Source organism: Streptomyces exfoliatus, assembly GCF_000725545.1.
Taxonomy (GTDB): Bacteria; Actinomycetota; Actinomycetes; order Streptomycetales; family Streptomycetaceae; genus Streptomyces; species Streptomyces exfoliatus.
Genome location: NZ_JNZP01000032.1, coordinates 13,413 through 37,204, shown reverse-complemented (window position 1 = coordinate 37,204; position 23,792 = coordinate 13,413). Strand labels below are relative to the sequence as shown.

Annotated in this window: 21 protein-coding genes; 11 read left to right on the top strand and 10 right to left on the bottom strand. The window is 72.6% G+C overall.

The window, feature by feature from the left end:
* The first annotated feature begins 152 nt into the window (after positions 1-152).
* Genes IO20_RS0130050 through IO20_RS0130035 form a run of 4 tightly spaced genes read left to right on the top strand, consistent with a single transcriptional unit; the run spans position 153 to position 4,494 of the window.
* Positions 153-1,007 (top strand): NTP transferase domain-containing protein, encoded by an 855-nt coding sequence (locus IO20_RS0130050; RefSeq protein WP_030555714.1) that lies wholly within the window; start codon positions 153-155, stop codon positions 1,005-1,007.
* Positions 1,004-2,383 (top strand): molybdopterin molybdotransferase MoeA, encoded by a 1,380-nt coding sequence (locus tag IO20_RS0130045; RefSeq protein ID WP_031127744.1) that lies wholly within the window; start codon positions 1,004-1,006, stop codon positions 2,381-2,383. The genes IO20_RS0130050 and IO20_RS0130045 overlap by 4 nt, the downstream gene beginning before the upstream one ends.
* A 20-nt stretch (positions 2,384-2,403) precedes the next feature.
* The gene (locus tag IO20_RS0130040; RefSeq protein ID WP_037636607.1) at positions 2,404-3,465 is read left to right on the top strand and encodes a potassium channel family protein; all 1,062 of its coding nucleotides are present in this window, start codon (positions 2,404-2,406) and stop codon (positions 3,463-3,465) included.
* Between the two features lie 48 nt (positions 3,466-3,513).
* Positions 3,514-4,494: an NAD(P)H-quinone oxidoreductase gene (locus IO20_RS0130035; protein ID WP_030555720.1), complete on the top strand. Its 981-nt coding sequence runs from the start codon at positions 3,514-3,516 to the stop codon at positions 4,492-4,494.
* A gap of 62 nt (positions 4,495-4,556) precedes the next feature.
* Here IO20_RS0130035 and IO20_RS0130030 read toward each other — a convergent pair whose 3' ends face one another.
* The 5 genes from IO20_RS0130030 to IO20_RS40860 all read right to left on the bottom strand — a co-directional run bounded on the left by IO20_RS0130030 (position 4,557) and on the right by IO20_RS40860 (position 9,834).
* Entirely contained in the window at positions 4,557-5,105 is a 549-nt protein-coding gene (locus IO20_RS0130030) for a bacterial proteasome activator family protein (protein WP_030210302.1), read from the bottom strand.
* A 97-nt stretch (positions 5,106-5,202) separates the two neighbouring features.
* Positions 5,203-8,076: an ABC transporter permease gene (locus IO20_RS0130025; RefSeq protein ID WP_030555722.1), complete on the bottom strand. Its 2,874-nt coding sequence runs from the start codon at positions 8,074-8,076 to the stop codon at positions 5,203-5,205.
* Positions 8,073-8,807 (bottom strand): ABC transporter ATP-binding protein, encoded by a 735-nt coding sequence (locus tag IO20_RS0130020; protein ID WP_030555724.1) that lies wholly within the window; start codon positions 8,805-8,807, stop codon positions 8,073-8,075. Before IO20_RS0130020 ends, IO20_RS0130025 begins: the two co-directional genes overlap by 4 nt.
* A 98-nt stretch (positions 8,808-8,905) precedes the next feature.
* Entirely contained in the window at positions 8,906-9,571 is a 666-nt protein-coding gene (locus tag IO20_RS0130015) for a PadR family transcriptional regulator (RefSeq protein ID WP_037636605.1), read from the bottom strand.
* A gap of 95 nt (positions 9,572-9,666) precedes the next feature.
* Positions 9,667-9,834 (bottom strand): hypothetical protein, encoded by a 168-nt coding sequence (locus IO20_RS40860; RefSeq protein WP_169749558.1) that lies wholly within the window; start codon positions 9,832-9,834, stop codon positions 9,667-9,669.
* A gap of 103 nt (positions 9,835-9,937) precedes the next feature.
* Here IO20_RS40860 and IO20_RS0130005 point away from each other — a divergent pair, with 103 nt between their 5' ends.
* On the top strand, positions 9,938-10,360 hold the full coding sequence (locus IO20_RS0130005; protein ID WP_030555727.1) for a hypothetical protein: 423 nt from the start codon (positions 9,938-9,940) through the stop codon (positions 10,358-10,360).
* Between the two features lie 231 nt (positions 10,361-10,591).
* Here the strand turns inward: IO20_RS0130005 and IO20_RS0130000 are convergent, their stop codons facing one another.
* Complete coding sequence (locus tag IO20_RS0130000; RefSeq protein ID WP_030555729.1) at positions 10,592-12,241, bottom strand: protein kinase domain-containing protein; 1,650 nt, start codon at positions 12,239-12,241, stop codon at positions 10,592-10,594.
* A 275-nt stretch (positions 12,242-12,516) separates the two neighbouring features.
* Here IO20_RS0130000 and IO20_RS0129995 point away from each other — a divergent pair, with 275 nt between their 5' ends.
* Positions 12,517-14,124 (top strand): protein kinase domain-containing protein, encoded by a 1,608-nt coding sequence (locus IO20_RS0129995; protein WP_037636603.1) that lies wholly within the window; start codon positions 12,517-12,519, stop codon positions 14,122-14,124.
* 30 nt (positions 14,125-14,154) lie between these two features.
* Here the strand turns inward: IO20_RS0129995 and IO20_RS0129990 are convergent, their stop codons facing one another.
* The 3 genes from IO20_RS0129990 to IO20_RS0129980 all read right to left on the bottom strand — a co-directional run bounded on the left by IO20_RS0129990 (position 14,155) and on the right by IO20_RS0129980 (position 16,692).
* Positions 14,155-15,159, bottom strand: a complete 1,005-nt coding sequence (locus IO20_RS0129990; protein ID WP_037636609.1) for a phosphotransferase — start codon at positions 15,157-15,159, stop codon at positions 14,155-14,157.
* Positions 15,160-15,390: 231 nt separating this feature from the next.
* Entirely contained in the window at positions 15,391-15,843 is a 453-nt protein-coding gene (locus IO20_RS0129985; RefSeq protein ID WP_030555736.1) for a pyridoxamine 5'-phosphate oxidase family protein, read from the bottom strand.
* Positions 15,844-16,032: 189 nt separating this feature from the next.
* On the bottom strand, positions 16,033-16,692 hold the full coding sequence (locus IO20_RS0129980) for a response regulator (RefSeq protein WP_030555738.1): 660 nt from the start codon (positions 16,690-16,692) through the stop codon (positions 16,033-16,035).
* A 343-nt stretch (positions 16,693-17,035) separates the two neighbouring features.
* Between IO20_RS0129980 and pdhA the strand changes: the two genes are divergently transcribed.
* The 5 genes from pdhA (at position 17,036) to IO20_RS0129955 (ending at position 22,774) form a co-directional block, all read left to right on the top strand.
* The gene (gene pdhA / locus IO20_RS0129975) at positions 17,036-18,229 is read left to right on the top strand and encodes a pyruvate dehydrogenase (acetyl-transferring) E1 component subunit alpha (RefSeq protein ID WP_030210270.1); all 1,194 of its coding nucleotides are present in this window, start codon (positions 17,036-17,038) and stop codon (positions 18,227-18,229) included.
* Between the two features lie 2 nt (positions 18,230-18,231).
* Positions 18,232-19,212: an alpha-ketoacid dehydrogenase subunit beta gene (locus IO20_RS0129970; protein WP_030555741.1), complete on the top strand. Its 981-nt coding sequence runs from the start codon at positions 18,232-18,234 to the stop codon at positions 19,210-19,212.
* Between the two features lie 31 nt (positions 19,213-19,243).
* On the top strand, positions 19,244-20,692 hold the full coding sequence (locus IO20_RS0129965; RefSeq protein WP_051874911.1) for a dihydrolipoamide acetyltransferase family protein: 1,449 nt from the start codon (positions 19,244-19,246) through the stop codon (positions 20,690-20,692).
* Positions 20,693-20,813: 121 nt separating this feature from the next.
* Entirely contained in the window at positions 20,814-21,467 is a 654-nt protein-coding gene (locus IO20_RS0129960; RefSeq protein WP_030555746.1) for a GntR family transcriptional regulator, read from the top strand.
* Positions 21,464-22,774 (top strand): MFS transporter, encoded by a 1,311-nt coding sequence (locus IO20_RS0129955; RefSeq protein WP_030555747.1) that lies wholly within the window; start codon positions 21,464-21,466, stop codon positions 22,772-22,774. Before IO20_RS0129960 ends, IO20_RS0129955 begins: the two co-directional genes overlap by 4 nt.
* 50 nt (positions 22,775-22,824) lie before the next feature.
* Here IO20_RS0129955 and IO20_RS0129950 read toward each other — a convergent pair whose 3' ends face one another.
* A complete protein-coding gene (locus IO20_RS0129950) occupies positions 22,825-23,652 on the bottom strand; it encodes a maleylpyruvate isomerase family mycothiol-dependent enzyme (protein ID WP_030555749.1) in 828 nt (275 codons plus the stop codon).
* Positions 23,653-23,792 lie beyond the last annotated feature (140 nt).

Sequence of the window (23,792 nt, the reverse complement as noted above, 5' to 3'; positions counted from 1 at the left end):
GTCCGTCCCTCCGGCGGCGGCCCATGCCTGCCCGGGCCGCCCCTCCGGCGGCGGCCCGGACGGCTCCTCCGTCCCCCGGCGCGCGGCCCGGACCGTCTCTCTGGATGGGACGGGGCGCGCGGCCGTGGCGCCCCGCGCCCCATACTGCTGGGATGACCACCGCATACGACGCCGTCGTGCTCGCCGGAGGCGCCGCCCGGCGCCTCGGCGGATCCGACAAGCCCGCGGTACGCGTCGGAGGACGGACCCTCCTCGACCGGGTCCTCGCGGCCTGCCCCGACGCGGGCCTCACCGTGGTCGTCGGCGATCCGCGCCCCACGCTCCGTCCTGTCCGCTGGACCCGGGAGGAGCCGCCCGGCGGCGGACCGGTGGCCGCGCTCGACGCCGGAGTCCGGGAGACGGACGCCGCCGCCCTCCTCGTCCTCTCCGCCGACCTGCCCTTCCTGGACCGGGACACCGTCCGGCGCCTCCTCGCGGCGCTCGACGAGACACCCGAGGCGGACGTCGCCCTCCTCGCCGACAGTGAAGGACGGGACCAGCCGCTGGTCGCCGCGTACCGGACCGAGCCGCTGCGACGGGAACTGCGCCGACTCACGCAGGATCACCGCGGCCTGGCCCACATGCCGTTGCGCCACCTCACCCAGGTGCTCCGCCCCGTCCGGCTCGCCGCCGGGCCGCTCGCCTCCTTCGACTGCGACACCTGGGAGGACATCGCCACGGCCCGGGCGCGCATCAGGGAGCATGGAACCGTGCTGGATGAATGGATCACCGCAGTCAAGGACGAACTGGGCATCGAGCTGGACGTCGACACCGACGTGCTGCTCGATCTGGCCCGTGACGCCGCCCACGGGGTGGCCCGCCCCGCCGCGCCCCTGACCACCTTCCTGGTCGGATACGCGGCGGCACGCGCGGGCGCCGAGGGCGGTCCGGAGGCGGTCGCCGAGGCCGCCCGCAAGGCCGCCGCGCTCGCCCAGCGCTGGGCGGCCGAGCAGGACGAGGCCGGATGAACCTGAAGGATCCCCTCCCGGTGGCCCCGGGAACAGCGGCCGACGCGCGGGACGGACAGCCGCACCGGGCGACCGCGTGGCCGGAGGCGCGGGCCGTCGCCGTCCGCGCCGGCGCGGACGCACGGGCCGGACGGGCGCCGCTGGGCGTTCCGCTCGGCCAGGCGCTCGGACAGGTCCTCGCCGGGCCGCTCCTCGCCCTCACCGACCTGCCGCCCTTCGACACCTCCGCCATGGACGGCTGGGCGGTCGCCGGGCCGGGTCCGTGGATCGTTCGCGAGGACGGCGCCGTGCTCGCCGGTCACGCGCCCGCCGCCGTACCGGCCGCCGGCGAGGCCGTGCGGATCGCCACCGGAGCCCCCGTCCCCGTCGGGACCACCGCCGTCGTGCGTACCGAGCACTCCCGGACCGCGCAGGGAGGAACGGGTGCGGTGAGCGGCGCCACCCTGCTGCACGCCCTGCGCGAGGTGGTACCCGGGCAGGACATCCGTCCCCGGGGACAGGAGTGCCGCTCCGGCGACGAGCTGCTTCCGCCGGGCACCCGTGTGACCCCCGCCGTCCTGGGCCTCGCCGCCGCCGCCGGCTACGACGAGCTGCCCGTACCGTGCCGGCCCCGGGTGGAGATTCTGGTCCTCGGCGACGAACTGCTCACGGCGGGACTCCCCCACGACGGGCTCATCCGCGACGCCCTCGGCCCGATGCTCGGCCCCTGGCTGACGGCGCTCGGCGCCGATGTCCTCGCCACCCGGCGGATCGGCGACGACGCCGAAGAGCTGTACGCCGCCGTCACCGGCTCCGGCGCCGACCTCGTCGTCACGACCGGCGGGACCGCCGCCGGGCCCGTGGACCATGTCCACGGCGTGCTCGACAGGGCCGGAGCCACCCTCCTGGTCGACGGGGTGAAGGTCCGGCCCGGCCACCCGATGCTGCTCGCCCGCCTCGACGCCGAGCCCACCGGAACCGGCCCAGTCCGGCATCTCGTCGGGCTCCCCGGCAACCCGCTCGCCGCCGTCTCCGGCCTCCTCACCCTCGCCGAGCCCCTGCTCACGGCCCTCGCCGGAGCCGGAGTCGGAGCCGGGTCCGCGTCCGGGTCGGGGTCCGGGTCGGGGGCCGGGAACGAGGTCGCCCGCGTACCCGTCCAGGACGAGGTGCACGGGCATCCGCACGACACGCGGCTCGTCCCCGTCGTCCGCCGCGGCGGACGGGCCGTACCCCTGCGTTACAACGGACCTGCCATGCTCCGGGGCATCGCCGCCGCGGACGGCCTGGCCGTCGTCCCGCCGGGCGGAGCACGTCCCGGCCAGGAGCTGGATGTCCTCGACCTTCCCTGGCCGGCGGCAGAGGGGGCCGTACCGGCCCAAGGAGCGTGTTTCACGTGAAACTTCCCAGTCGTGACGTGATGGCACGCCACGCGGACGAGCGGATCAGCGGCCCCCGGGTCAGCCTGCCCCGCCGGGTGATCGAGCGGCCGCTGCGCCAGGTCGGCAAGCGGCTGCTCATGGCGCTCGGCGTGCTCCTCCTGACCGTCCTCATCGTCTACGTCGACCGTGACGGCTACCACGACAACGCCAACGGGACGCTCGACTTCCTCGACTGCGCCTACTACGCGACCGTCACGCTCTCCACCACCGGATACGGCGACATCGTGCCGTACAGCGACACGGCGCGGCTCGCCAACATCCTGCTGGTCACGCCCCTGCGCGTGCTGTTTCTGATCATCCTGGTCGGCACCACCCTCGAAGTCCTCACCGAGCGGACCCGCGAGGAGTTCCGGCTGAACCGCTGGAGGTCCACCTTGCGCGACCACACCGTCATCGTCGGATTCGGCACCAAGGGGCGGTCCGCGATCCAGACCCTCTGCTCGACCGGGCTGAGCAAGGACCAGATCGTCATCGTCGACCCCTCCAACAAGGTGATCGAGACGGCGAACGCGGACGGATTCGTCGGCGTCATCGGCGACGCGACCCGCAGCGACGTGCTGCTCCGCGCCGAGGTGCAGCGGGCCCGGCAGATCGTCATCGCCACCCAGCGCGACGACACGGCGGTCCTGGTCACCCTCACGGCCCGCCAGCTCAACCGGGGCGCGAAGATCGTCGCCGCCGTCCGCGAGGAGGAGAACGCGCCGCTGCTGCGCCAGTCCGGTGCGGACGCGGTCATCACCAGCGCCAGCGCCGCCGGGCGTCTGCTCGGCCTCTCCGTGCTGAGCCCCAGCGCCGGCACGGTGATGGAGGACCTCATCCAGCAGGGCTCCGGCCTGGACCTGGTGGAGCGCCCGGTCACCAAGAGCGAGGTCGGCAAGAGCGTGCGGGAGACCGGCGACCTGGTGGTCAGCGTGCTCCGGGGCCACCGGCTGCTCGGCTACGACGACCCCGCGGCCAGCCCGCTCCAGCTCACCGACCGGGTGATCACCATCGTGCGCGCCGCCGCCGTCACCCCGCTCACCACGCCGCCGCAGGACTGAGTACCCGGCACCGGGCCGCGATGTGGCGGCGGGAGTAGCCTCGCCGCCATGTATGCGATCACGATTCCGGAACCCGGTGGCCCCGAGGCCCTCGTCTGGGCCGAGGTGCCCGATCCCGTACCCGGCGAGGGCGAGGTGCTCGTCGAGGTGGTGGCGAGCGCCGTGAACCGCGCCGATCTGCTCCAGCGCCAGGGCTTCTACGACCCGCCGCCCGGCAGCTCCCCGTACCCCGGCCTGGAGTGCTCGGGCCGGATCGCCGCCCTCGGCCCCGGGGTGTCCGGCTGGTCCGTCGGCGACGAGGTGTGCGCACTGCTCGCCGGCGGCGGTTACGCGGAGAAGGTCGTCGTCCCGGCCGGCCAGCTGCTCCCCGTTCCGGAGGGCGTCGACCTGGCCACGGCCGCGGCGCTTCCCGAGGTGGCCTGCACGGTCTGGTCCAACATCTTCATGATCGCGCACCTGCGGCCGGGCGAGACGCTGCTCGTGCACGGCGGCGCGAGCGGGATCGGCACGATGGCGATCCAGCTGGCGAAGGCGGTCGGGGCGCGGGTCGCGGTCACCGCCGGGGGCCCCGAGAAGCTGGCGCGCTGCGCCGGTCTCGGCGCGGACATCCTCATCGACTACCGCGAGCAGGACTTCGTCGAGGAGCTGCACAAGGCGACCGACGGGGCGGGTGCGGACGTCATCCTGGACATCGTCGGCGCCAAGTACCTGGAGCGGAACGTGAAGGCGCTGGCCGTGAACGGCCGCCTTGTCATCATCGGTCTCCAGGGCGGCGTGAAGGGCGAGCTGAACCTCGGGGCGCTCCTCGCGAAGCGCGCCGCCGTGCTCGCCACGACGCTGCGGTCCCGCCCGGAGCACGAGAAGGCGGCGATCGTCGCCGCCGTCCGGGAACACGTCTGGCCGTTGGTCGCCGCGGGCACGGTCCGGCCGGTCGTCGACCGGACGGTGCCGCTGACGGACGCCGCCGAGGGCCACCGAGCCCTGGAATCCGGTACCCACGTCGGCAAGGTCCTGCTGCTCGCCCCCTAGGCATACGAGGGAGGGGCCCGGCACCCATGTGCCGGGCCCCTCTCGTCTCGCGGGGTGACGTCCTACAGGTACGGCCCCGAGCGGATCGCGTGACCGTTGCCGCGGTCGTCGTCGTCATCGTCGTGCGACGCACCCGGCGGCAGCGCCCTGCGCATCTGCTCCAACTGCGCGCGAGCCGCCATCTGCTGGGCGAACAGCGCCGTCTGGATACCGTGGAAGAGGCCCTCCAGCCAGCCCACCAACTGCGCCTGCGCGATGCGCAGCTCCGCCTCGGAGGGGATCGCCTCGTCCGTGAACGGCAGGGAGAGACGCTCCAGTTCCTCGACCAGCTCGGGCGCGAGCCCGTCCTCGAGTTCCTTCACGGAGCTGGCGTGGATGTCCTTGAGCCTGACCCGGCTGGCCTCGTCGAGAGGTGCCGCGCGTACTTCCTCCAGGAGCTGCTTGATCATGCTGCCGATCCGCATGACCTTCGCAGGCTGCTCGACCATTTCCGTCACCGGGACCTCGCGGGGTTCGTCGTCGCCCTGAACGCCGCCGAGTGCCATCCCGTCCTGTCCCACGATGAGGACCTGGGGGCTCTCCTGCGACCTGTCATTCCTCGGCATCTCCATGCCGCCATTCTCTCGTACATACGCGTCATCACACGGTGTGCCCCTGTACGAGGGTGATCCACCCTCGTACAGGGGCACAGGACGGCAACGAAGAACGTCAGGTCGCCGCGCGCCGGGCCAGCGCGCCGCGCGAGCGGGTCACCAGGGCGGCGAGCAGGGCGGCACCCAGCGGTACGGCGACGAGCAGGCCCGCGAGCGTCTCCCAGGGGATGACGATCGGGACGTACGGCGGGCCCGACAGGCCGTTGTCCCAGCCCTGGCGGATCGCCTCCTCGTAGTATCCGATCGCCTCGCGCTCCTCGGTGAGCCGGAGCCCGATCGCCGGCAGCACGCCGGCCGCCGATCCGAGGATCACGCCCATCGCCGCGACGACTCCGCACTGGAAGCCGCTGAGCGTACGGCGGACCCGGGGCGGGGCGCCTACGGCCGCGAGCGTCTTCAGGTCGGCCTCCGCGTCGGCCTGGGCGAGACCGGTCGCGATGCCTGCGGCGCCGATCGTGACGAGGCCGGCGAAGACGGCCAGCGCGATCACGAAGAGGCTGTCGTCGTTGACGAAGCCCTGCTCCACGTGCAGGTCGACATTGCTGCCGAGCTTGGCGAGCTCGCCGTCCAGCTTCTGGCGCTCCTCGGTGCCCGGCATCCGCTCGGTGCTGAAGTACGCACCCGCCGGCAGGGTGGCGAGACCGGCGGCCTTCGCGGTGGCCGGGGTCATCAGCAGTCGGACGCCGTAGGACTCCTGCCCCTCGGGCACCAGGTAGGCGGGGACGGAGCTGACCTTCCCGGGTGCGGGCAGGCCCTTCTCCATGGCCTTGTCGGCGGCGGCGATGTCGGTGACCTGCTTGATCCCGACGGTGCCGTTCTTGTCGATCGCGGCCCGGGAGAAGGAGACGATCTTCCCCTCGGCGAGGGCCTTCACGGCCCCCGGGTCGTCGACGCCGAGGACCTGGAGGACCTTCGCGTCACCGACGAGCAGGCCGCCGTCGACGGAGACCCAGCCGCCGCCGGAGGACTGGGCGCAGCGCCAGTCCTCGGTGATCATCTTCCGTCGCTGGTCGGGGGTGTACTTCTCGCTGGGGTCGCCGGCGCCGGGCAGGGCGGTGGCGTACAGCGGGCACTCGTTCGCCTTGGGAAGCACGACCTCGTAGCGGCCGCAGTCCTGGCCGCCGCCGCCCCAGGGGTCGCAGCCGGGCTTGCCGACCGAGACCCGCTCGACGTCGGCGCGGACGTCGACGGGGAGGTAGCGCTGGACCGCCTCGCGGACCGCGGGGACGTCCCGGCCGCCCTCCTCCATGACGAAGGTGGAGACCGCTCCGTGCGGCAGACGGGCCTCGTAGGCGGCCCTGTTCTGTGCCTCGCTGCTGGCCATGAAGGTGGAGACGGCGACCGTGCCCGCGACGGCGGCGAGGACGGCGGCGACGGCGGGTGCCGTACGCCCCCGGTTCCGGACGGCGTCCCGGAGCGCGAGCCGCGGCGAGAGCGGCAGCCAGCGTCCGGTCCGGCCGAAGAGCCCCACCAGGGCCGGGGTCATGGCGACGACACCCAGCTCGGCGATGGCGGATCCGCCCGCCACGATGACGAACGACTCGGTGACGATCGAGCCGAAGAGTGCGATCGCGCCGCCCAGGAGGACGGACGCGAGGCCGATCAGGGGCAGGACGCGGCTGCTGCGACGGACACCGCGCCGCCCCGTGAGGGAGGCGAGGACGGTCTGCCGGGAGGCGGTCACCGCCGGGACGATGGCGGCGAGCAGACCGGTCAGGACGGCGAGCAGCGCGATGCCGAGGAGTTCGAGCGGCCGGACGTCGAAGGCGCCGAACCGCTGCTTCATCATGTCCTCGAGGACCGGCTGCAGCGCCAGCGTGAGGACCACGGCGAGGACCGTGCCGATGACGGCCGCGGCCACGCCGATGACGAGGCCACCGCTCAGCACGATGGCGCGGATGTGGCTGCGGGCGCCGCCGTTGGCCCCGACCAGACCGAGCTGGCGGCGCGAGCGGCGGGCGCCGACCGCGAAGGCGGGTCCGGCGAGGAGACAGATCTCCAGCATGGCCAGGCCGACGACGGTGCCGACGGCGGCGAGTTCGGCGGCGTCGGCCCCCGGGCTGGAGTCCCAGGCTCCCCAGCCCTCCTTCGCGTACAGCGGCACCTCGGACTCGGCGGGCGGGTCGAGGAGGACGGCACGGGAAGTGACCGCAACGCCCTTGGTGTTGATCTGCTGGACCGTGTTCCACGTGAAACCACCGGACTTCTTCACCAGGTACGCGGTGGAGTTGTCGGGGGCGGGCAGACCGGACTTCTCGACCGCTTTCGCGTACGGGGCGAGAAAGGCCCCCGGCAGCGCGTTGACCTGGGCGGTGCCGAGCGCGTCGGGAAGTTCGTAGGAGCCGACGATCCGATACGTACGGTCGAAGTTGCGGGCGGAAAGGGTCGATCCGACCGACAGACCGCTGACCTCCAGGAATTGCGAGGTCGCCATGACCTCGTCGGACTTCTCCGGGTAACGCCCCGAGAGGAGGGTCGTGATGCCGCGGGTGATCGGGTCGGACGCCTTCAGCTCACGGACGTCGGTCGTGAGCAGACCGTGGGCCGTGGTCAGCTTGGCCGGACCGGAGCGGTCCGTGAGGACCGTGGAACCCGCCGGGATCGCCTTGGTGACGTCGGTGCGGCCGTTCGGCCACGCCTGGTCCTTGTAGTCCTTGGCCGGCGTGTGCATCTCGCCCAGCGGGTCCTGCAGGATCGGAACGCCCTCGACCTGGGCGTCCCTGAATATCGCGTCGGCCGCGCCCATCGACCGCTCCACCCGTTCGGCGGGGGAGAGTTCGGAGCTGCGGTAGGTCAGATCGAGGCCGCTGACGCCCAGGATGGGCAGGGCGATCATCGCCAGGACGAGGGCGCTGCGGCCCTTGGAACGCCAGGCGTCGCGACGGGCGATGCGGATCGCGGCCCGCCAGGAGTGGAGCCAGGTCTTCACGCTTCGGCCACCTGGCCCGACAGCAGGGACTCGGCGTCGTTGCGTACGGTCTGATCGACGATCGCGCCGTCCCGCAGGAACACGACCCGGTCCGCCCAGGCGGCGAACCGCGGCTCATGGGTGACGAGGACTCCGGCGGCACCCGCGTCGCAGCGGGAACGGAGCAGGGCGAGCACGGACTCGCCGGTCTCGGAGTCGAGGGCGCCGGTCGGCTCGTCGGCGAGGACGAGCCGTCGGTCGCCGACCAGGGCGCGGGCGATGGCGACCCGCTGCTGCTGGCCGCCGGACATCTCGTCGGGGAAGCGGTCGGCGAGGTGGCCGAGTCCCATCTCCTCCAGTGCCGTGAGGGCTTCGACGCGCGCCTTGCGGGCGGAGGTCCCGTCGAGCTCACGGGGGAGGGCCACGTTCTCGGCGGCGGTCAGGGCCGGGATGAGGTTGTAGTCCTGGAAGACGTAGCCGATGCTGCGGCGGCGCAGGGCGGCCAGTTCCTTGACGCTCGCGGTGGTGATGTCGGTGTCCTCGACGATCACCCGGCCCGAGGTGGGGGTGTCGAGGCCGCCCGCGATGGTCAGGAGCGTGGACTTGCCGGAGCCGGAGGGGCCCATGACGGCGACGAGTTCACCGGGGTACACGGCGAGGTCGATGCCGCGCAGGGCGTGCACCTCGGTGGCGCCCGCGCCGTGGACGCGGGCCAGGTTCTGGAGTTGCAGCACGGGCTGCTGTGCGGACATGAGGGGTCCCCCTTGGACGCACCCGGCGGTCGGCCGGGTCCGGGATCGAGCGGTGGAAGGTGGTGCGAGAGCGGTACGGGGTGGGCGCCGGCGTGCGGTCAGCGCGCCCCGGCCGCGGGTGGTGTGGTCGGGGCGGGCGTGGCTGGGGCAGGCGCGGCCGGTGTGCTCCGGGCGTCCGTGGCCGTCGAGGTCGCCGTGGTCGCCGTGGTCCTCGCGGCTGTCGCGGACAGGCGGATCAGCCGGGACTCGCAGTGGTCGAGCCAGCGCGCCTCGGCCTCGGTCTGGAAGATCAGCTGCTCCAGGACGAGCAGCCAGGCCACGTCGTCCCGCTCCTGTGCGCCGCCGTTCTCGACGGCGACGAGCGCCTGGGCCTTCAGGCGGGTGTAGTCCTGCATCGCCTTCACGGTGTGGTGGCGCTGGGACTGGATGACGTCGCGGATGTCGACGCCGGGGGCGCCGACGGCCATGGCGAGCTTGATGGCCAGCTCGTCACGGGCGGGGCTGGTGCGGTCGACCGGCTTCTCGAACCAGGCCTTGAGCTCGGCGCGACCGCTGTCGGTGATCGCGTAGAGCGCGTGCCCGGCCGCGTCCTCGCCGCCCTGGGCGACCATGCCGTCGCGCTCCAGCCGGCTGAGGGTCGTGTAGACCTGGCCGACGTTGAGCGGCCAGGTGGAACCGGTGCGGGACTCGAACTCCGTACGGAGCTGGGAACCGTACCGAGGGCCGCGTTCGAGGAGGGCGAGGAGCCCGTGGCGGATCGACATACTCAGTATGTATACCGGGTATGCCCGAGCCGACAACCGCCCTGAGACGGAAGCGGGGGGTCCGCCTCAAGGGGGACCCGGGCGCGCCGAACGGCTCAGCGGCGGCGCATCCGCACCCCGAGGAAACCGATCCCGAGCCCCATCAGGGACAGCCCCACCCCCAAGGTGAGGACGGGAATCCGCTGGTCGACGAGGGGCGGCGTCGCTTCCGCCGCCATGCGCGGCGCGGCGGCGGGCCGGCTGGCGGGCACCGCCTCCGTCACGACCGGGTCCTCCTCGCGTACCGCTTCGGCCTCGCCCCCTTCGACCTCCTGGGCGCCCGGTTCTGTTGCCGTTTCGGTACGAGGGGCGTCGACGGCGGTCTCCGTGGCGGTCGCGGACGGGCTGGGCGGCACGGAGCGGCCGGGTCGGGGCCGCCCCTCACCCGCCGGCCGCCCGGCCAGGGAGGCGGAGCCGCTGGGGGCGGGGGCGTCGCTGGGCCCGGCGGTCGACGCGGACGCGGTGGGTGCCCCGGTGCCGGTCGGCGCGGGCGCCGGGGGCGGAGGCGTACCGGCGACCCCGGTTCGCCCGGGAGAAGCGGAGCCCGAGGGCGTGCCGGGGCGGGTGGCGGAGGGCGTCCCGGAGCGGGTGGCGGTCGCGGACGGCGCGCCGGAGGAGGGGGACGCCGAGGGTGACGCGGGAGGCGTCGAGGAGGGGGCCGCCGGGGTGGTGCCGGCCGGGGGCGGCGGCGCCGTGGTGCCCACCGACGTGGCGGGCGCCTCCGCCCCGTACGCCAGGCTCTCCCCGTAGCCGGGGGGCGCGGCGTACAGGGCGCACGCGCAGGCGAACACGCAGGTGAGCGCGGGGCTGAGAGCCCGCGCCCGTGCCCTGCGGAATGCTGGAGTCACCGGGTGACCCCCTCCCGTACCGAGGCGCCGACTGGTCGACTCAGCGTCACATGACGGGAGATTTCCGGCATCCGGGACGGTGGCGGCAGGCGTAGGCGGGAGGGGAGGACGAAGGCCCGGGCGGGCGTCCGGCCTACTGCGGCGGGTTTCCCGTGGAGATGCTGAGGGTGAACTCGGCGTCCTTGTCGGTGATGTCCTCACCCGCCGGCGGGTACTGCTGCAGGACCGTGCCCTCGCCGTACGTCGCCTCGTCCACCGGGGTCTGGGTCATGATCTTCCACCCGGCCGCCTGGACGCAGTCCTTCACCGACTGGATGTTCTTGTAGGTGAAGTTCGGGACCTCGAACTTCTCCGGGTCGTCGTTCGACTCCGTCGGCTGCGTGCACTTCTTCGGGTCGATGGTCTTGGTCAGATCCGGGCCCTTGTGGCCGGGGGCCGCCGTCTGGGTCTCCGTGGTCGTGCCGCCGGTGCCCCCCGTGCCGCCCGCCTTCGGGTCGTCCTCCTTCTGGTTGACGACCAGGAAGACGCCGCCGATCGTGAGCAGGGCGACGACGATCGCGCCCACCAGCACCGGCGTGTTCCGCCGGGAGCCGCCGCCGGTCGGGGCGGGCGTGTGCGCCGGGGCGTACGGCGCGGGCGCCGGGGTCTGGTACTGCGCCGGCGCGGGAGCCGGGGTCTGGTACGCCGACACGGGGTTCGGCGCCTGCTGCGGGTAGCCGTACGACGGGGCGGGCGCGGGGGTCGCGGGGCCGTACGGTCCCGGCTGGTAGGGCTGCTGCACGCCGTGCGGGCCGGGCTGCGGGGTCGGCGGCGGCGTCTGGCCGACGGGCGGGAACACCGCGGATCCGACGCCCGCGCCGCTGGTGACCGGGCCGCCCTGCACGATCACCGGGGCGCCGGTCTGACCGGCCGAGAGCACCCGCAGGCACTCGTCGCGCATCGCCGCCGCGCTCGGGAACCGCTCGTTCGGGTTCTTTCGCAGCGCGCGGGCGACGAGCGCGTCCATCGCCGGTGTCACCGCCCGGTTGACGGTGGACGGGGCGACCGGCTCCTCCTGCACGTGCGCGTACGCGATGGCCAGCGGGGAGTCGGCGTCGAAGGGAAGACGGCCGGTGAGCAGCTGGAACAGCATGATGCCGACCGAGTAGAGGTCGGACCGGGCGTCCACCGCGCGCCCGAGGGCCTGCTCGGGGGAGAGGTACTGGGGGGTGCCGACGACCATGCCGGTCTGCGTCATCGACGTGACCCCGGACTGCATGGCCCGCGCGATGCCGAAGTCCATGACCTTGACCACGCCGCGCTTGGTCGTCATCACGTTGCCGGGCTTGATGTCGCGGTGGACCAGGCCCATCTCGTGGCTGACCTCGAGGGCGGCGAGCACGTCGGCCGTGACCTTCAGCGCCTTGTCGGCCGGCATCGCGCCGTACTGCCGCACGTCCGCCGCGAGGACCGAGCCGAGCGGCTGCCCCTCCACGTACTCCATGACGATGTACGGCATGACGGCGCCGTCGAGGGTGTCCTCGCCGGTGTCGAAGACCGAGACGATGTTGGTGTGCGACAGCTTCGCGACCGCCTGCGCCTCGCGCCGGAAGCGCTCGCGGAAGGACTGTTCCCGGCCGAGCTCGGTGTGCAGCGTCTTGATGGCGACCTGCCGGTCGAGCGCGCTGTCGTAGGCCAGGTACACCGACGCCATGCCGCCCTCGCCGAGTAGGTCGCGCAGCTGGTACCGGCCGCCCGCGACCGAACCGCCCGCATAGCGGCCCTGTGCGCCGTCCTGGCTCATCTGTGCTTCCCCCTACGCGCGCGTGGCGGCGTTGATCCGGAATTTACTGGCCAAGTCTGCCCGAGGGCAGTGACACGTCAAGCCGGGTGCCCGTTCCGTGACCCTCCGCACAGGAAGCTTCGCCGAACCGTTTCCGAAGTGGCGGAGGAAACCCGCCGAATTTGCACAGGCGTACGTGGGCGGGGTTGGATGGCCGGTCCATCTCGGACCGTGATGTCGTACGGAGCCTGTAGCGTGACGACTGGACACGGCACGACAGACGACGGCGAGGACTGATGGCACCCGAATCCGGATCAGGTGGCGGTGTGCCGGACGCGTCAGCGGAGTCCTGGGGCGTCGGCGGCGTCGTCGGCGACGGCCGCTACCGGCTGACGCACCGTCTGGGCCGCGGCGGCATGGCGGAGGTCTTCGCCGCCGAGGACGTACGCCTCGGGCGCACGGTCGCCGTCAAGCTGCTCCGCGCCGATCTCGCCGAGGACCCGGTGTCCAAGGCGCGCTTCACCCGCGAGGCGCAGTCCGTCGCCGGTCTCAACCACCACGCGATCGTCGCCGTGTACGACTCCGGCGAGGACCTGGTGGCCGGCCGCCCCGTGCCGTACATCGTGATGGAGCTGGTCGAGGGCCGCACCATCCGCGACCTGCTGCTCAGCGCGGAGGCCCCGGGTCCCGAGCAGGCCCTCATCATCGTCTCCGGAGTCCTGGAGGCGCTGGCCTATTCGCACCAGCACGGCATCGTGCACCGCGACATCAAGCCGGCCAACGTGATCATCACCCACGGCGGCGCCGTGAAGGTCATGGACTTCGGCATCGCCCGCGCCCTGCACGGCGCGCAGTCGACGATGACGCAGACCGGCATGGTCATGGGCACGCCCCAGTACCTGTCCCCCGAGCAGGCGCTCGGCAAGGCCGTCGACCACCGCTCCGACCTGTACGCGACGGGCTGCCTCCTCTACGAACTGCTCGCGCTGCGGCCCCCGTTCACCGGTGAGACCCCGCTGTCCGTCGTGTACCAGCACGTCCAGGACGTACCGGTCCCGCCGTCCGACGTCACGCACTCCGTGCCGCCGGAGCTGGACGGTCTGGTGATGCGCTCGCTCGCGAAGGACCCGGACGACCGGTTCCAGAGCGCGGAGGAGATGCGCGCCCTCATCCAGTACGGCCTGCAGATGCTCCAGCAGCAGGGCGGCCACACCGGCACGTGGAACACCGGCCCGGTCGTGATGCACGAGGGCGGGCACACCCCGGTCGGCGGCGTGGCCGCGACGACCGCCATGGGCCACCCCATGCACGGCGAGACCGCGCAGGGCCCGATCCTGCCGCCGATGAACCCGGACGACGGCGGGTACGGCGGATACGACGGCGGCGGTACGGGCGGCGGCGGTGGCTACGGCCCGCAGGGCGGTGGCAGTGGCGGCGGTGGCCGGGGCAAGGTGTGGCTGTTCGCCGCGCTCGCGGTGATCGCGGTCGTCGCCGGCGTCTTCTTCGCCCTCGACAAGGCGGGCGACAACGGCAAGAAGACGGGCGTCGACAAGCCGACCGTCAGCAACACCCCCTCGAAGGCCTCCGAGGAGCCGACTCCTTCGGAGGAGCCGTCCGAGCAGCCCTCGACGGACCCCGGCACGTGGACCGGCGACCAGACGTGGACCACCACCCCGCCGCCGGTGACGACGGCACCGCCGACCACGACCCCGCCGCCCACCGAGCCCACGGGCGAGCCGACGACGACGACCGCGCCGCCCACCGACCCCACGGGCGAGCCGACGAAGACGACCACGCCGCCGACCGAGCCGACGGGCGAGCCGTCGACCGGCACCTCGACCGGCCCCAGCGACGGCGGCAACGAGGACCCGCCTCCGACGGGCGACGACAACGGGACCGAATGACCGGTACGGGCGGAGCCTCACCGCCCGGACTCACCCCGTGAACGCGTCGCGTACCGCGTCGTACTCACGGGTCCACCAGACCGCCAGGGCCGACACCGCGGGAAACTGCGGGTCGGCCCTTCGGTCGTGCAACTGGTAGCGCCAGCGCAGCGTCCAGAAGTCGTTGAGCCGCTCCCACCACACCCGGTGCGCCGCCGCCGCCAGCTCGGCGCGGTCGGCGCCCGTCGCCCGCCGGTACGCGCGCGCGTACGCCCGCACCTTCTCCAGGGCCAGTTCGCCGCCCGGCCGTACGAAGAAGATGGCGGCTGCCCTGACGGCCTCCTCGGCCCTGGGGCGAACCCCGAGCCGGTCCCAGTCGACGATCGCGGCGGGCTCCGCGCCCCGGTAGAGCAGGTTCAGGGGGTGGAAGTCGCCATGCACCCAGCCGGCGGCCGCGGCGGGCGGCGGCCGGTGGTGGGCGTGCTGGGCCAGGAGCCTGCGCCGCTCCCTGAGCCGGTGCTCGGCGAGCGCGTCGAAGCTGTCGTGGGGGCGGTGCGCGCGGGCGAGACGGATCAGTTCGTCGATGGCCAGGAAGGTGTCCTGGAGGTCGGCGCTCGCCCGGCCGCCGTCGTCGGCCCCGCACGTTCCGTCGGGCCCCGGGTGCTCCGGGGGCTCCATCACCCGGTCCAGGGCGGTGTGGACCTGGCCGAGGAGGGTGCCGAGGCGCCGGGAGCAGCCGGTGGAGAGCTGGGTGCCGTCGCGGTGGCGGCCGTCGATCCAGGGGTGCAGGGCGTAGCAGTGGCCGTCGATGACGGCGACCGTGCGGCCGGTGGCGTCGGGCAGGGGCGGGGCGACGGGCAGGCCGAGGGCGTGCAGCCGCTGGGTGGCGCGGTGCTGGCGGGCGATGGTGGCGCGGTCGGCGGTGGGGGCGTCGAGGTGCTGCTTGAGGAAGTAGGTGCCGCGGGTGGTGGAGAGGCGGAAGCCCCGGTTGAGCAGCCCCTCGGCGACGGGCACGCAAGCCAGGGGTTCCCCGGCGTGCCGGTGTCGGCGGAGCAGGGCGCCGACGGGCGGGGCGGGTGTGGCGCGGGGGGCCCCGCCGGGCGCTGGGGCGGTGGGCCGACCGGGGGTGGCGGTGGGCCGGACGGCGGGGCCGGCGTCCGGCCGGGCGGGTGGGATGCCGGGTCGGGCGGGTGGGGTGGCACCGGGGCGCGCGGGTGGGACGCCGGGGAGCCGGGCGGCCGGCGGGGCGAGCGTTTCAGATGAGCGCGGCACCCGCCAGATGTTAGATCACGCTACGTGGTGGAGGTGTCGCCGCACGGAACGGGCGGCGGGACGGGTCGCCGGGGTCTCGCTCGCGTAGTCGAGCGCGTGCACCGTCACGAACTGCGGTTCGATCCGCATGTAGACCGGGGCGAAGGGCTCGCCGTCCACGACCTCGGGTTCGGGACCGAAGGCCGCGAGTTCCCCCTCGGTCGGCTCGACGATCTCGGCGGTGCCGGTGAACTGCACGGACCAGAGGTGCTCGGAGCCGGAGTTGAAGTTGTCCGCGCCGTACGCGACGACACTGCCGCTGCAGGCGCGGTGGTAGCCGAGCCCCTGGTGCATCCGGAGCAGGACGCGGCCGTCGACCACGATGTGCCGGGCGGGGGCGACGAACGGCATCGCCCGCATGCTCGTCGCCACCCGGCCGTAGGAGACGCGGTGCAGCAGCTCGAGGGCGCGGATCTCGTCGGTGGACATGGCATCCACTCTCCGCCACCGGCCGGTGTCGGGAAAGGGGCCCCCGCCCCGCCTTCGGAAGGACGTAGGTCCCGAATGCGGCCCCGGGGGCCCGGCTGCCCCGTACGGGTGAAGAGACGACCCGCATCTCAGTGCGATGCGGGCCCGCACCTCGGTGAGGTACGGGCCCGTGCCGGGCTTCCGGGGCCGTCAGTGGCGCTCGGCCTGGAGCCGGGCCACGTACGCCGCGGCCTGCGAGCGCCGTTCCATGCCCAGCTTCGACAGCAGGCTGGAGACGTAGTTCTTGATGGTCTTCTCCGCGAGGTGGAGCCGCTCGCCGATGACCCGGTTGGTGAGGCCCTCGCCGATCAGGTCCAGGATCTTGCGTTCCTGCTCCGTCAGGTTGGCGAGCTTGTCGTCACGCTTCGGGTTGTTGCCGTCGCGCAGCCGCTCCAGGACCCGGGCGGTGGCCACCGGGTCGAGCAGCGACTTGCCGGCCGCCACGTCCCGTACGGCGTTCAGGAGTTCGTTGCCGCGGATGGCCTTGAGGACGTAACCCGAGGCCCCGGCCATGATCGCGTCGAAGAGCGCCTCGTCGTCGGCGTACGAGGTCAACATCAGACACTTGATGTCCTCGTCCCGCGAACGGATCTCGCGGCACACCTCGACTCCGCTGCCGTCCGGCAGCCGGACGTCGAGCACCGCGACGTCCGGGCGGGTCGCGGGGATCCTGACCAGCGCGTCCGCCGCCGTCCCGGCCTCGCCGACCACCTCGATGTCGTCCTCCACGGAGAGCAGCTCGTGGACGCCGCGCCGGACCACTTCATGGTCGTCCAGCAGAAATACCCGGATTTTTCCTTCTTCGCGCACGCGGTCAGTCTCACATATTGGCTCTTCCCGTGCCCGGGGTGCGCGGGATAACGTGCCGGATGTTCCGGTGGCCCTCTCGGCCGTTGCCGACGCGCTGACCAGCCGCTGTTCCCGCTTTTCTCGATTTACTTGGAAATCCAAGCAAAATCGCAGGTCAAGTGGGGTTTCGCGGTAATGCCACGCTGTGGGTAACGTGCCTATGACAGGGCGCTCGCCGGGGCACCTGTCACGCCCGACCCCGGCCGCGTCGCACCCACCCCGTGCGAAGGGTACGGATAAGGCGGAGAGCCGCACTGGCCTTGCCCGGCGAACCCGGGGGCCGGACCGACGGAGGAGCACGCACGTGACCGTGGAGAGCACTGCCGCGCGCAAGACGACGCGACGCAGCAGCGGCACCAAGCGCACCGCTAGCGCCAGCACGAGCACCACCAAGAAGACGAGCACGCGCGCCGGGGCGGAAGCCACGGAGCCCGAGCTGGTCCAGCTGCTGACGCCCGAGGGAGAGCGCGTCCAGCACCCCGACTACGACATCGACCTGAGCGCCGAGGAGCTGCGCGGTCTCTACCGCGACATGGTCCTCACGCGTCGCTTCGACGCCGAGGCGACCTCGCTGCAGCGCCAGGGCGAGCTGGGCCTGTGGGCCTCGCTGCTCGGCCAGGAGGCGGCCCAGATCGGTTCCGGCCGGGCCCTGCGGGACGACGACTACGTCTTTCCCACCTATCGCGAACACGGTGTCGCGTGGGTCCGGGGAGTCGACCCGACGAATCTGCTGGGAATGTTCCGCGGTGTGAACCACGGTGGCTGGGATCCCAGCAGCAACAATTTCCACCTGTACACGATCGTTCTCGGTTCGCAGACCCTGCACGCCACCGGCTATGCCATGGGTATCGCCAAGGACGGCGCGGATTCCGCCGTGCTCGCGTACTTCGGTGACGGCGCGTCCAGCCAGGGTGACGTCAACGAGTCGTTCGTCTTCTCCGCGGTCTACAACGCCCCCGTCGTGTTCTTCTGCCAGAACAACCAGTGGGCCATTTCCGAGCCCATCGAGAAGCAGACGCGCGTCCCGCTCTACCAGCGCGCCGCCGGTTTCGGCTTCCCCGGCGTCCGGGTCGACGGCAACGACGTCCTGGCCTGTCTGGCCGTGACCCGTTCGGCCCTGGAGCGTGCCCGCCGTGGCGAGGGCCCGACGCTCATCGAGGCGTTCACGTACCGCATGGCCGCCCACACCACCTCCGACGACCCGACCCGCTACCGCCGCGACGCGGAGCGCGCGGAGTGGGAGGCGAAGGACCCGATCCTGCGTCTGAAGGCGTACCTGGAGAACGAGGGCCACGCCGACGCGGCCTTCTTCGAGGCGCTGGAAGCGGAGAGCGAGGCGCTCGGCAAGAACGTCCGCGAGGTCGTCCGCGCCATGCCCGTACCGGAGCACATGGCGATCTTCGACCACACGTACGCGGACGGGCACGCGCTCGTCGACGAGGAGCGCGCGCAGTTCGCCGCCTACCAGGCGTCCTTCGCGGCCGGAGAGGGCGAGTAATCATGGCTGTTCAGAATCTTCCTCTCGCGAAGGCGCTCAACGAGTCGCTGCGCAAGGCCCTGGAGACCGACCCCAAGGTCGTCATCATGGGCCTGGACGTCGGCAAGCTCGGCGGTGTCTTCCGGATCACCGACGGCCTGCAGAAGGACTTCGGCGAGGACCGTGTCGTCGACACCCCGCTCGCCGAGTCCGGCATCGTCGGCACCGCGATCGGCCTCGCCCTGCGCGGCTACCGGCCGGTCGTGGAGATCCAGTTCGACGGCTTCGTCTTCCCGGCGTACGACCAGATCGTCACCCAGCTGGCGAAGATGCGGGCCCGTTCGCTCGGCACGGTGAAGATGCCGGTCGTCATCCGCATCCCGTACGGCGGCGGCATCGGTGCGGTCGAGCACCACTCCGAGTCCCCCGAGTCGCTCTTCGCGCACGTCGCGGGCCTCAAGGTCGTCACCCCGGCGAACTCCTCCGACGCCTACTGGATGCTCCAGCAGGCGATCCAGAGCGACGACCCGGTCATCTTCTTCGAGCCCAAGCGCCGCTACTGGGACAAGGGAGAGGTCGACACCGAGGCCTTCCCCGGCGAGCTGCACAAGGCCCGTGTCGCCCGTGAGGGCACGGACCTCACCCTCGCCGCCTACGGCCCGATGGTGAAGACCTGCCTGGAGGCGGCCGCCGTCGCCGCCGAGGAGGGCAAGTCGGTCGAGGTCGTGGACCTGCGCTCCATCTCGCCGCTCGACTTCGACACCATCCAGGCCTCGGTCGAGAAGACCCGCCGCCTGGTCGTGGTCCACGAGGCGCCCGTCTTCTTCGGCTCCGGCGCGGAGATCGCCGCCCGGATCACCGAGCGCTGCTTCTACCACCTGGAGGCCCCCGTCCTGCGGGTCGGCGGCTACCACGCGCCGTACCCGCCGGCGCGCCTGGAGGAGGAGTACCTGCCGGGTCTCGATCGCGTGCTCGACGCCGTCGACCGCTCGCTGGCGTACTGAGGAGAGCACCGTGACGATCCACGAATTCAAGATGCCCGATGTGGGCGAAGGCCTGACCGAGGCCGAGATCCTCAAGTGGTACGTCCAGCCCGGTGACACGGTCACCGACGGGCAGGTCGTGTGCGAGGTGGAGACGGCCAAGGCCGCGGTCGAGCTGCCGATCCCCTTCGACGGCACCGTCCACGAGCTGTGCTTCCCCGAGGGGACGACGGTCGACGTCGGCCAGGTCATCATCTCGGTGAACGTCGGCGGCGCGGCCCCGGAGGCCTCCGCGGCTCCGGCCGCCACGGTGGCCGAGGCCGCTCCGGCAGCCGCACCCGTACCCGCGCCCGTGCCGGTCCAGGAGGACGAGGAGCCGAAGGGCCGCCAGCCCGTCCTCGTCGGCTACGGGGTGGCCGCCAGCTCCACCAAGCGCCGTGCGCGCAAGGCGCCGGCGGGCACGGTCCCGGCGGCCGCGGTTCCCGCCGTCGCAGCCGTGGTGCCCGTCGCCGTCTCCGTACCGGAGCAGCTCAACGGGCACGGGCCGGCCGCCGGACGGCCGCTGGCCAAGCCGCCGGTCCGGAAGCTCGCGAAGGACCTCGGCGTCGACCTGGCGACGGTCACCCCGACCGGCCCGGACGGCGTCATCACCCGTGAGGACGTCCACGCGGCGGCCGCTCCGGCGCCCGCGCCGGCCGTCGAGGCCCCGGCCCCGACGCCCGTGGCGGCTCCGGCCCCGGCTGCGGCTCCGGCCCAGGCCGCGGCGCCCGCGCCCGCCCTGTCGGCCGAGGGCCGGGAGGCCAGGGAGACCCGTGTGCCCGTCAAGGGCGTACGGAAGGCCACGGCGGCGGCGATGGTCGGTTCGGCCTTCACCGCTCCGCACGTCACCGAGTTCGTGACCTTCGACATCACGCGCACGATGAAGCTGGTCGAGGAGCTCAAGGCCGGCAAGGACATGGCGGGGCTGCGGGTCAACCCGCTCCTCCTCATCGCCAAGGCCGTCCTGGTCGCGGTCCGGCGCAACCCGGAGATCAACGCGGCCTGGGACGAGGCGGCGCAGGAGATCGTCCTCAAGCACTACGTGAACCTGGGCATCGCCGCGGCCACCCCGCGCGGTCTGCTCGTGCCGAACATCAAGGACGCGCACGCGCAGACCCTGCCCGAGCTCTCGGCGTCCCTGAGCGAGCTGGTCTCCACCGCCCGCGAGGGGAAGACGACCCCGGCCGCGATGCAGGGCGGCACCTTCACCATCACCAACGTGGGCGTCTTCGGCGTCGACACCGGTACGCCCATCCTCAACCCCGGCGAGTCCGCGATCCTCGCGGTCGGTGCGATCAAGCTCATGCCGTGGGTGCACAAGGGCAAGGTGAAGCCGCGTCAGGTCACCACGCTGGCCCTCTCCTTCGACCACCGACTGGTCGACGGCGAGCTCGGCTCCAAGTTCCTGGCGGACGTCGCCGCGATCCTGGAGCAGCCGAAGCGGCTCATCACCTGGGCGTGACACCCCCGTGTGACCGTTTCACGTGAAACAGTCCCCCTTGAGACCGTTTCACGTGAAACAGGCCCGTCCGCGATGCGGACGGGCCTGTTTGTTGCACCTCTGTTGTATCTATGCTGTGCGCATGCCAGCAGCCCCCGTCAAGCCGCCCGCCGCAGCCGACCGTGTCTACATGCACGTCAAGCAGGCCGTACTCGACCGGCGCTACGAGGGAGGCACCCTCCTCACCGAAGGCGAACTCGCCCTCGCCGTGGGGGTGTCCCGGACGCCCGTCCGCGAGGCGCTGCTCAAGCTGGAGATGGAAGGGCTGCTGAAGCTCTACCCCAAGAAGGGCGCCCTCGTCCTCGCCGTCTCCGCCCAGGAGATCGCCGACGTCGTCGAGACCCGGCTGCTCGTCGAGGAGTTCGCCGTCCGCCGGGCCGTGCCCGCCCCCGCCTCGCTCGTCGAGCGGCTCGAAGAACTCCTGGAGGAGCAGAAGCAGCGCGCCGAGGCCGGTGACCTCGCCGAGGTCGCCGTCACCGACCGCTGCTTCCACGCCGAGATCGTCCGCCACGCCGGGAACCAGATCCTCTCCCGCCTCTACGACCAGCTCCGCGACCGCCAGCTGCGCATGGGCGTCGCCGTGATGCAGTCCCAGCCGGACCGCGTCGCCAAGAACATCACCGAGCACGCCGAGATCCTCGACCGGATCAAGGCCGGGGACGTGGAGGGCGCCGCGCACTGCGTCCGCCAGCACCTCACCTGGGTCAAGGTCCTGGTCCGGGGGGAGGACCGGTGAGCCGGTCCCACGGCTCCGCCGTCACCCTCCCCGGCGACCCGCCCGGCGGCCGCCGCGCCGCCCTCGTCTGGGGCGTCGGCGTCGCCGTCTACTTCGTCGCCGTCATCTTCCGCACGTCCCTCGGCGTCGCCGGACTCGACGCCGCCGACCGCTTCGACATCAACGCCTCGGCGCTCTCCACCTTCTCCATCCTCCAGCTGCTCGTCTACGCGGGCATGCAGATACCCGTCGGCCTCATGGTCGACCGGCTGGGCACCAAGAAGGTCCTCGTCCTCGGCGTCGTCCTGTTCACCATCGGCCAGCTGGGCTTCGCGCTCTCCCCCTCGTACGGCACGGCACTGGCCGCCCGCGCGCTCCTGGGCTGCGGCGACGCCATGACCTTCATCAGCGTCCTGCGGCTCGGCAGCCGCTGGTTCCCCGCCCGCCGCGGCCCGCTCATCGGCCAGGTCGCCGCGCTCTTCGGCGTCGCCGGCAACCTCGTCTCCACCGTCGTCATCGCCCGTGCCCTGCACGGCCTCGGCTGGACGACCACCTTCGTCGGCAGCTCCCTCGCGGGCGTCGTCGTCCTCGTCCTGCTGCTGCTCTTCCTCAAGGACCACCCCGAGGGGTACGAGCCCCAGCCCGCCACCCACGCGGGCGCGGCCTTCGTCCGCCGCCAGATCGTCGAGTCCTGGCGGGAGCCCGGCACCCGGCTCGGCATGTGGGTGCACTTCACCACCCAGTTCCCCGCGATGGTCTTCCTGCTGCTCTGGGGACTGCCGTACCTCGTGGAGGCGCAGGGTCTCTCCCGGTCGACCGCCGGGGGTCTGCTCACCCTGGTCGTCCTGTCGAACATGGTCGTCGGCCTCGCCTACGGGCAGATCATCGCCCGTCACCACGCGGCCCGCGCCCCGCTCGCCCTCGGTACGGTCGCGGCCACCGCCCTGCTGTGGGCGGCCACCCTCGCGTACCCCGGCGACCACGCCCCGATGTGGCTGCTCGTCACGCTCTGCCTGGTCCTCGGCGCCTGCGGTCCTGCTTCGATGATCGGCTTCGACTTCGCCCGTCCGGCGAACCCGCCGGAGCGTCAGGGGACCGCCTCCGGCATCGTCAACATGGGCGGTTTCACCGCCTCGATGACGACGCTGCTCGCCGTCGGAGTCCTGCTCGACGCGACCGGTGACGACTACCGGATCGCGTTCTCGTCCGTCTTCGTCCTGGAGGCGATCGGCGTCGTGCAGATCCTGCGCCTCAAGGCCCGCACCCACCGCAGGGAGCGGGAACGGCTCGTCGCCAGCCGCGTGGAGGCCGTGCACGTCCCCGTGTAGGGCCTGGGGAGTGTCGTTTGGATCATGCGGGCTCGCCCAGACGACAGGCCCTAGCGGGGCGTCACCGCGAAGTTGTCGAGGATCGCCGCCGCGAGCCCCTCGTCGCCCTCCGTCTTGACCCGGTCGGCCACATCGGCCGGCCGGACCCGGCCGCAGGCGAGCCGCACGAACGTCTCCCAGTCCGTCGCGAGCGTCACCGCGGGGCCCAGCGACGGCGCGCCGTCGATCGAACCGCGGCCCTCCGCGTCGACCCGTACCGTCCGCAGGAACTCCACGGGACCGCTCACGTCGAGGACGACCGCCGAGGAGGGCGGCGCCCCCGCGTCCTTGGCGACCACCTTCGGCAGCGCCTCCAGGAGCACGTCCCGCGTCACGTGCGCGCCCGCCGAGTCCAGGTTGCCCGGCACACCGAGCGCGGCCCGCAGGTCCTGCTCGTGCACCCACACGTCGAAGGCGCGCATCCGGTAGGCCAGTTCCAGGGACTGCTCGGCGCCGAGGGGGGCGCGGATCAGATGCTCGGGGGAGCGGTTCTCGTTGCGGAGCTGCCGGGCCCGGCGGATGAGGATGTACTCCAGCTCGGAGGTCATCTCCGGCGCGGTGTGGTGGCGCCGCACATCGACCTGGACCTCCATGTAGCGCGCGAAGTCACTGCGTACGTGGTACAGATCGCGCGGCAGGGAGTGGATCGGCCGGGGATCGCCGAGCATCTCCGTCTCCATGCCGATCACATGGGACACGATGTCCCGCACCGACCAGCCGATGCACGGCGTCGGCCGGTTCCACTCGCCCTCCACGAGCGGCTGCACCAGCTCGGCTATCGCCTCGATGGAATGGGTCCAGGCGTCGGCGTAGTTCTGGAGGCTGGGATGGACGGTCACGGGACCCCTCGGCGGTTCTTCGGTGCGCGGGCTGAAAACACGACTGGGTGGGAGGCTCGGACGCTAAGTTACGCTGCCCGGAGGCACCCCGGCAGTGCTTTCGTGTGACGATCGTAGGCCTGTGTTGACGGCTCGAATGC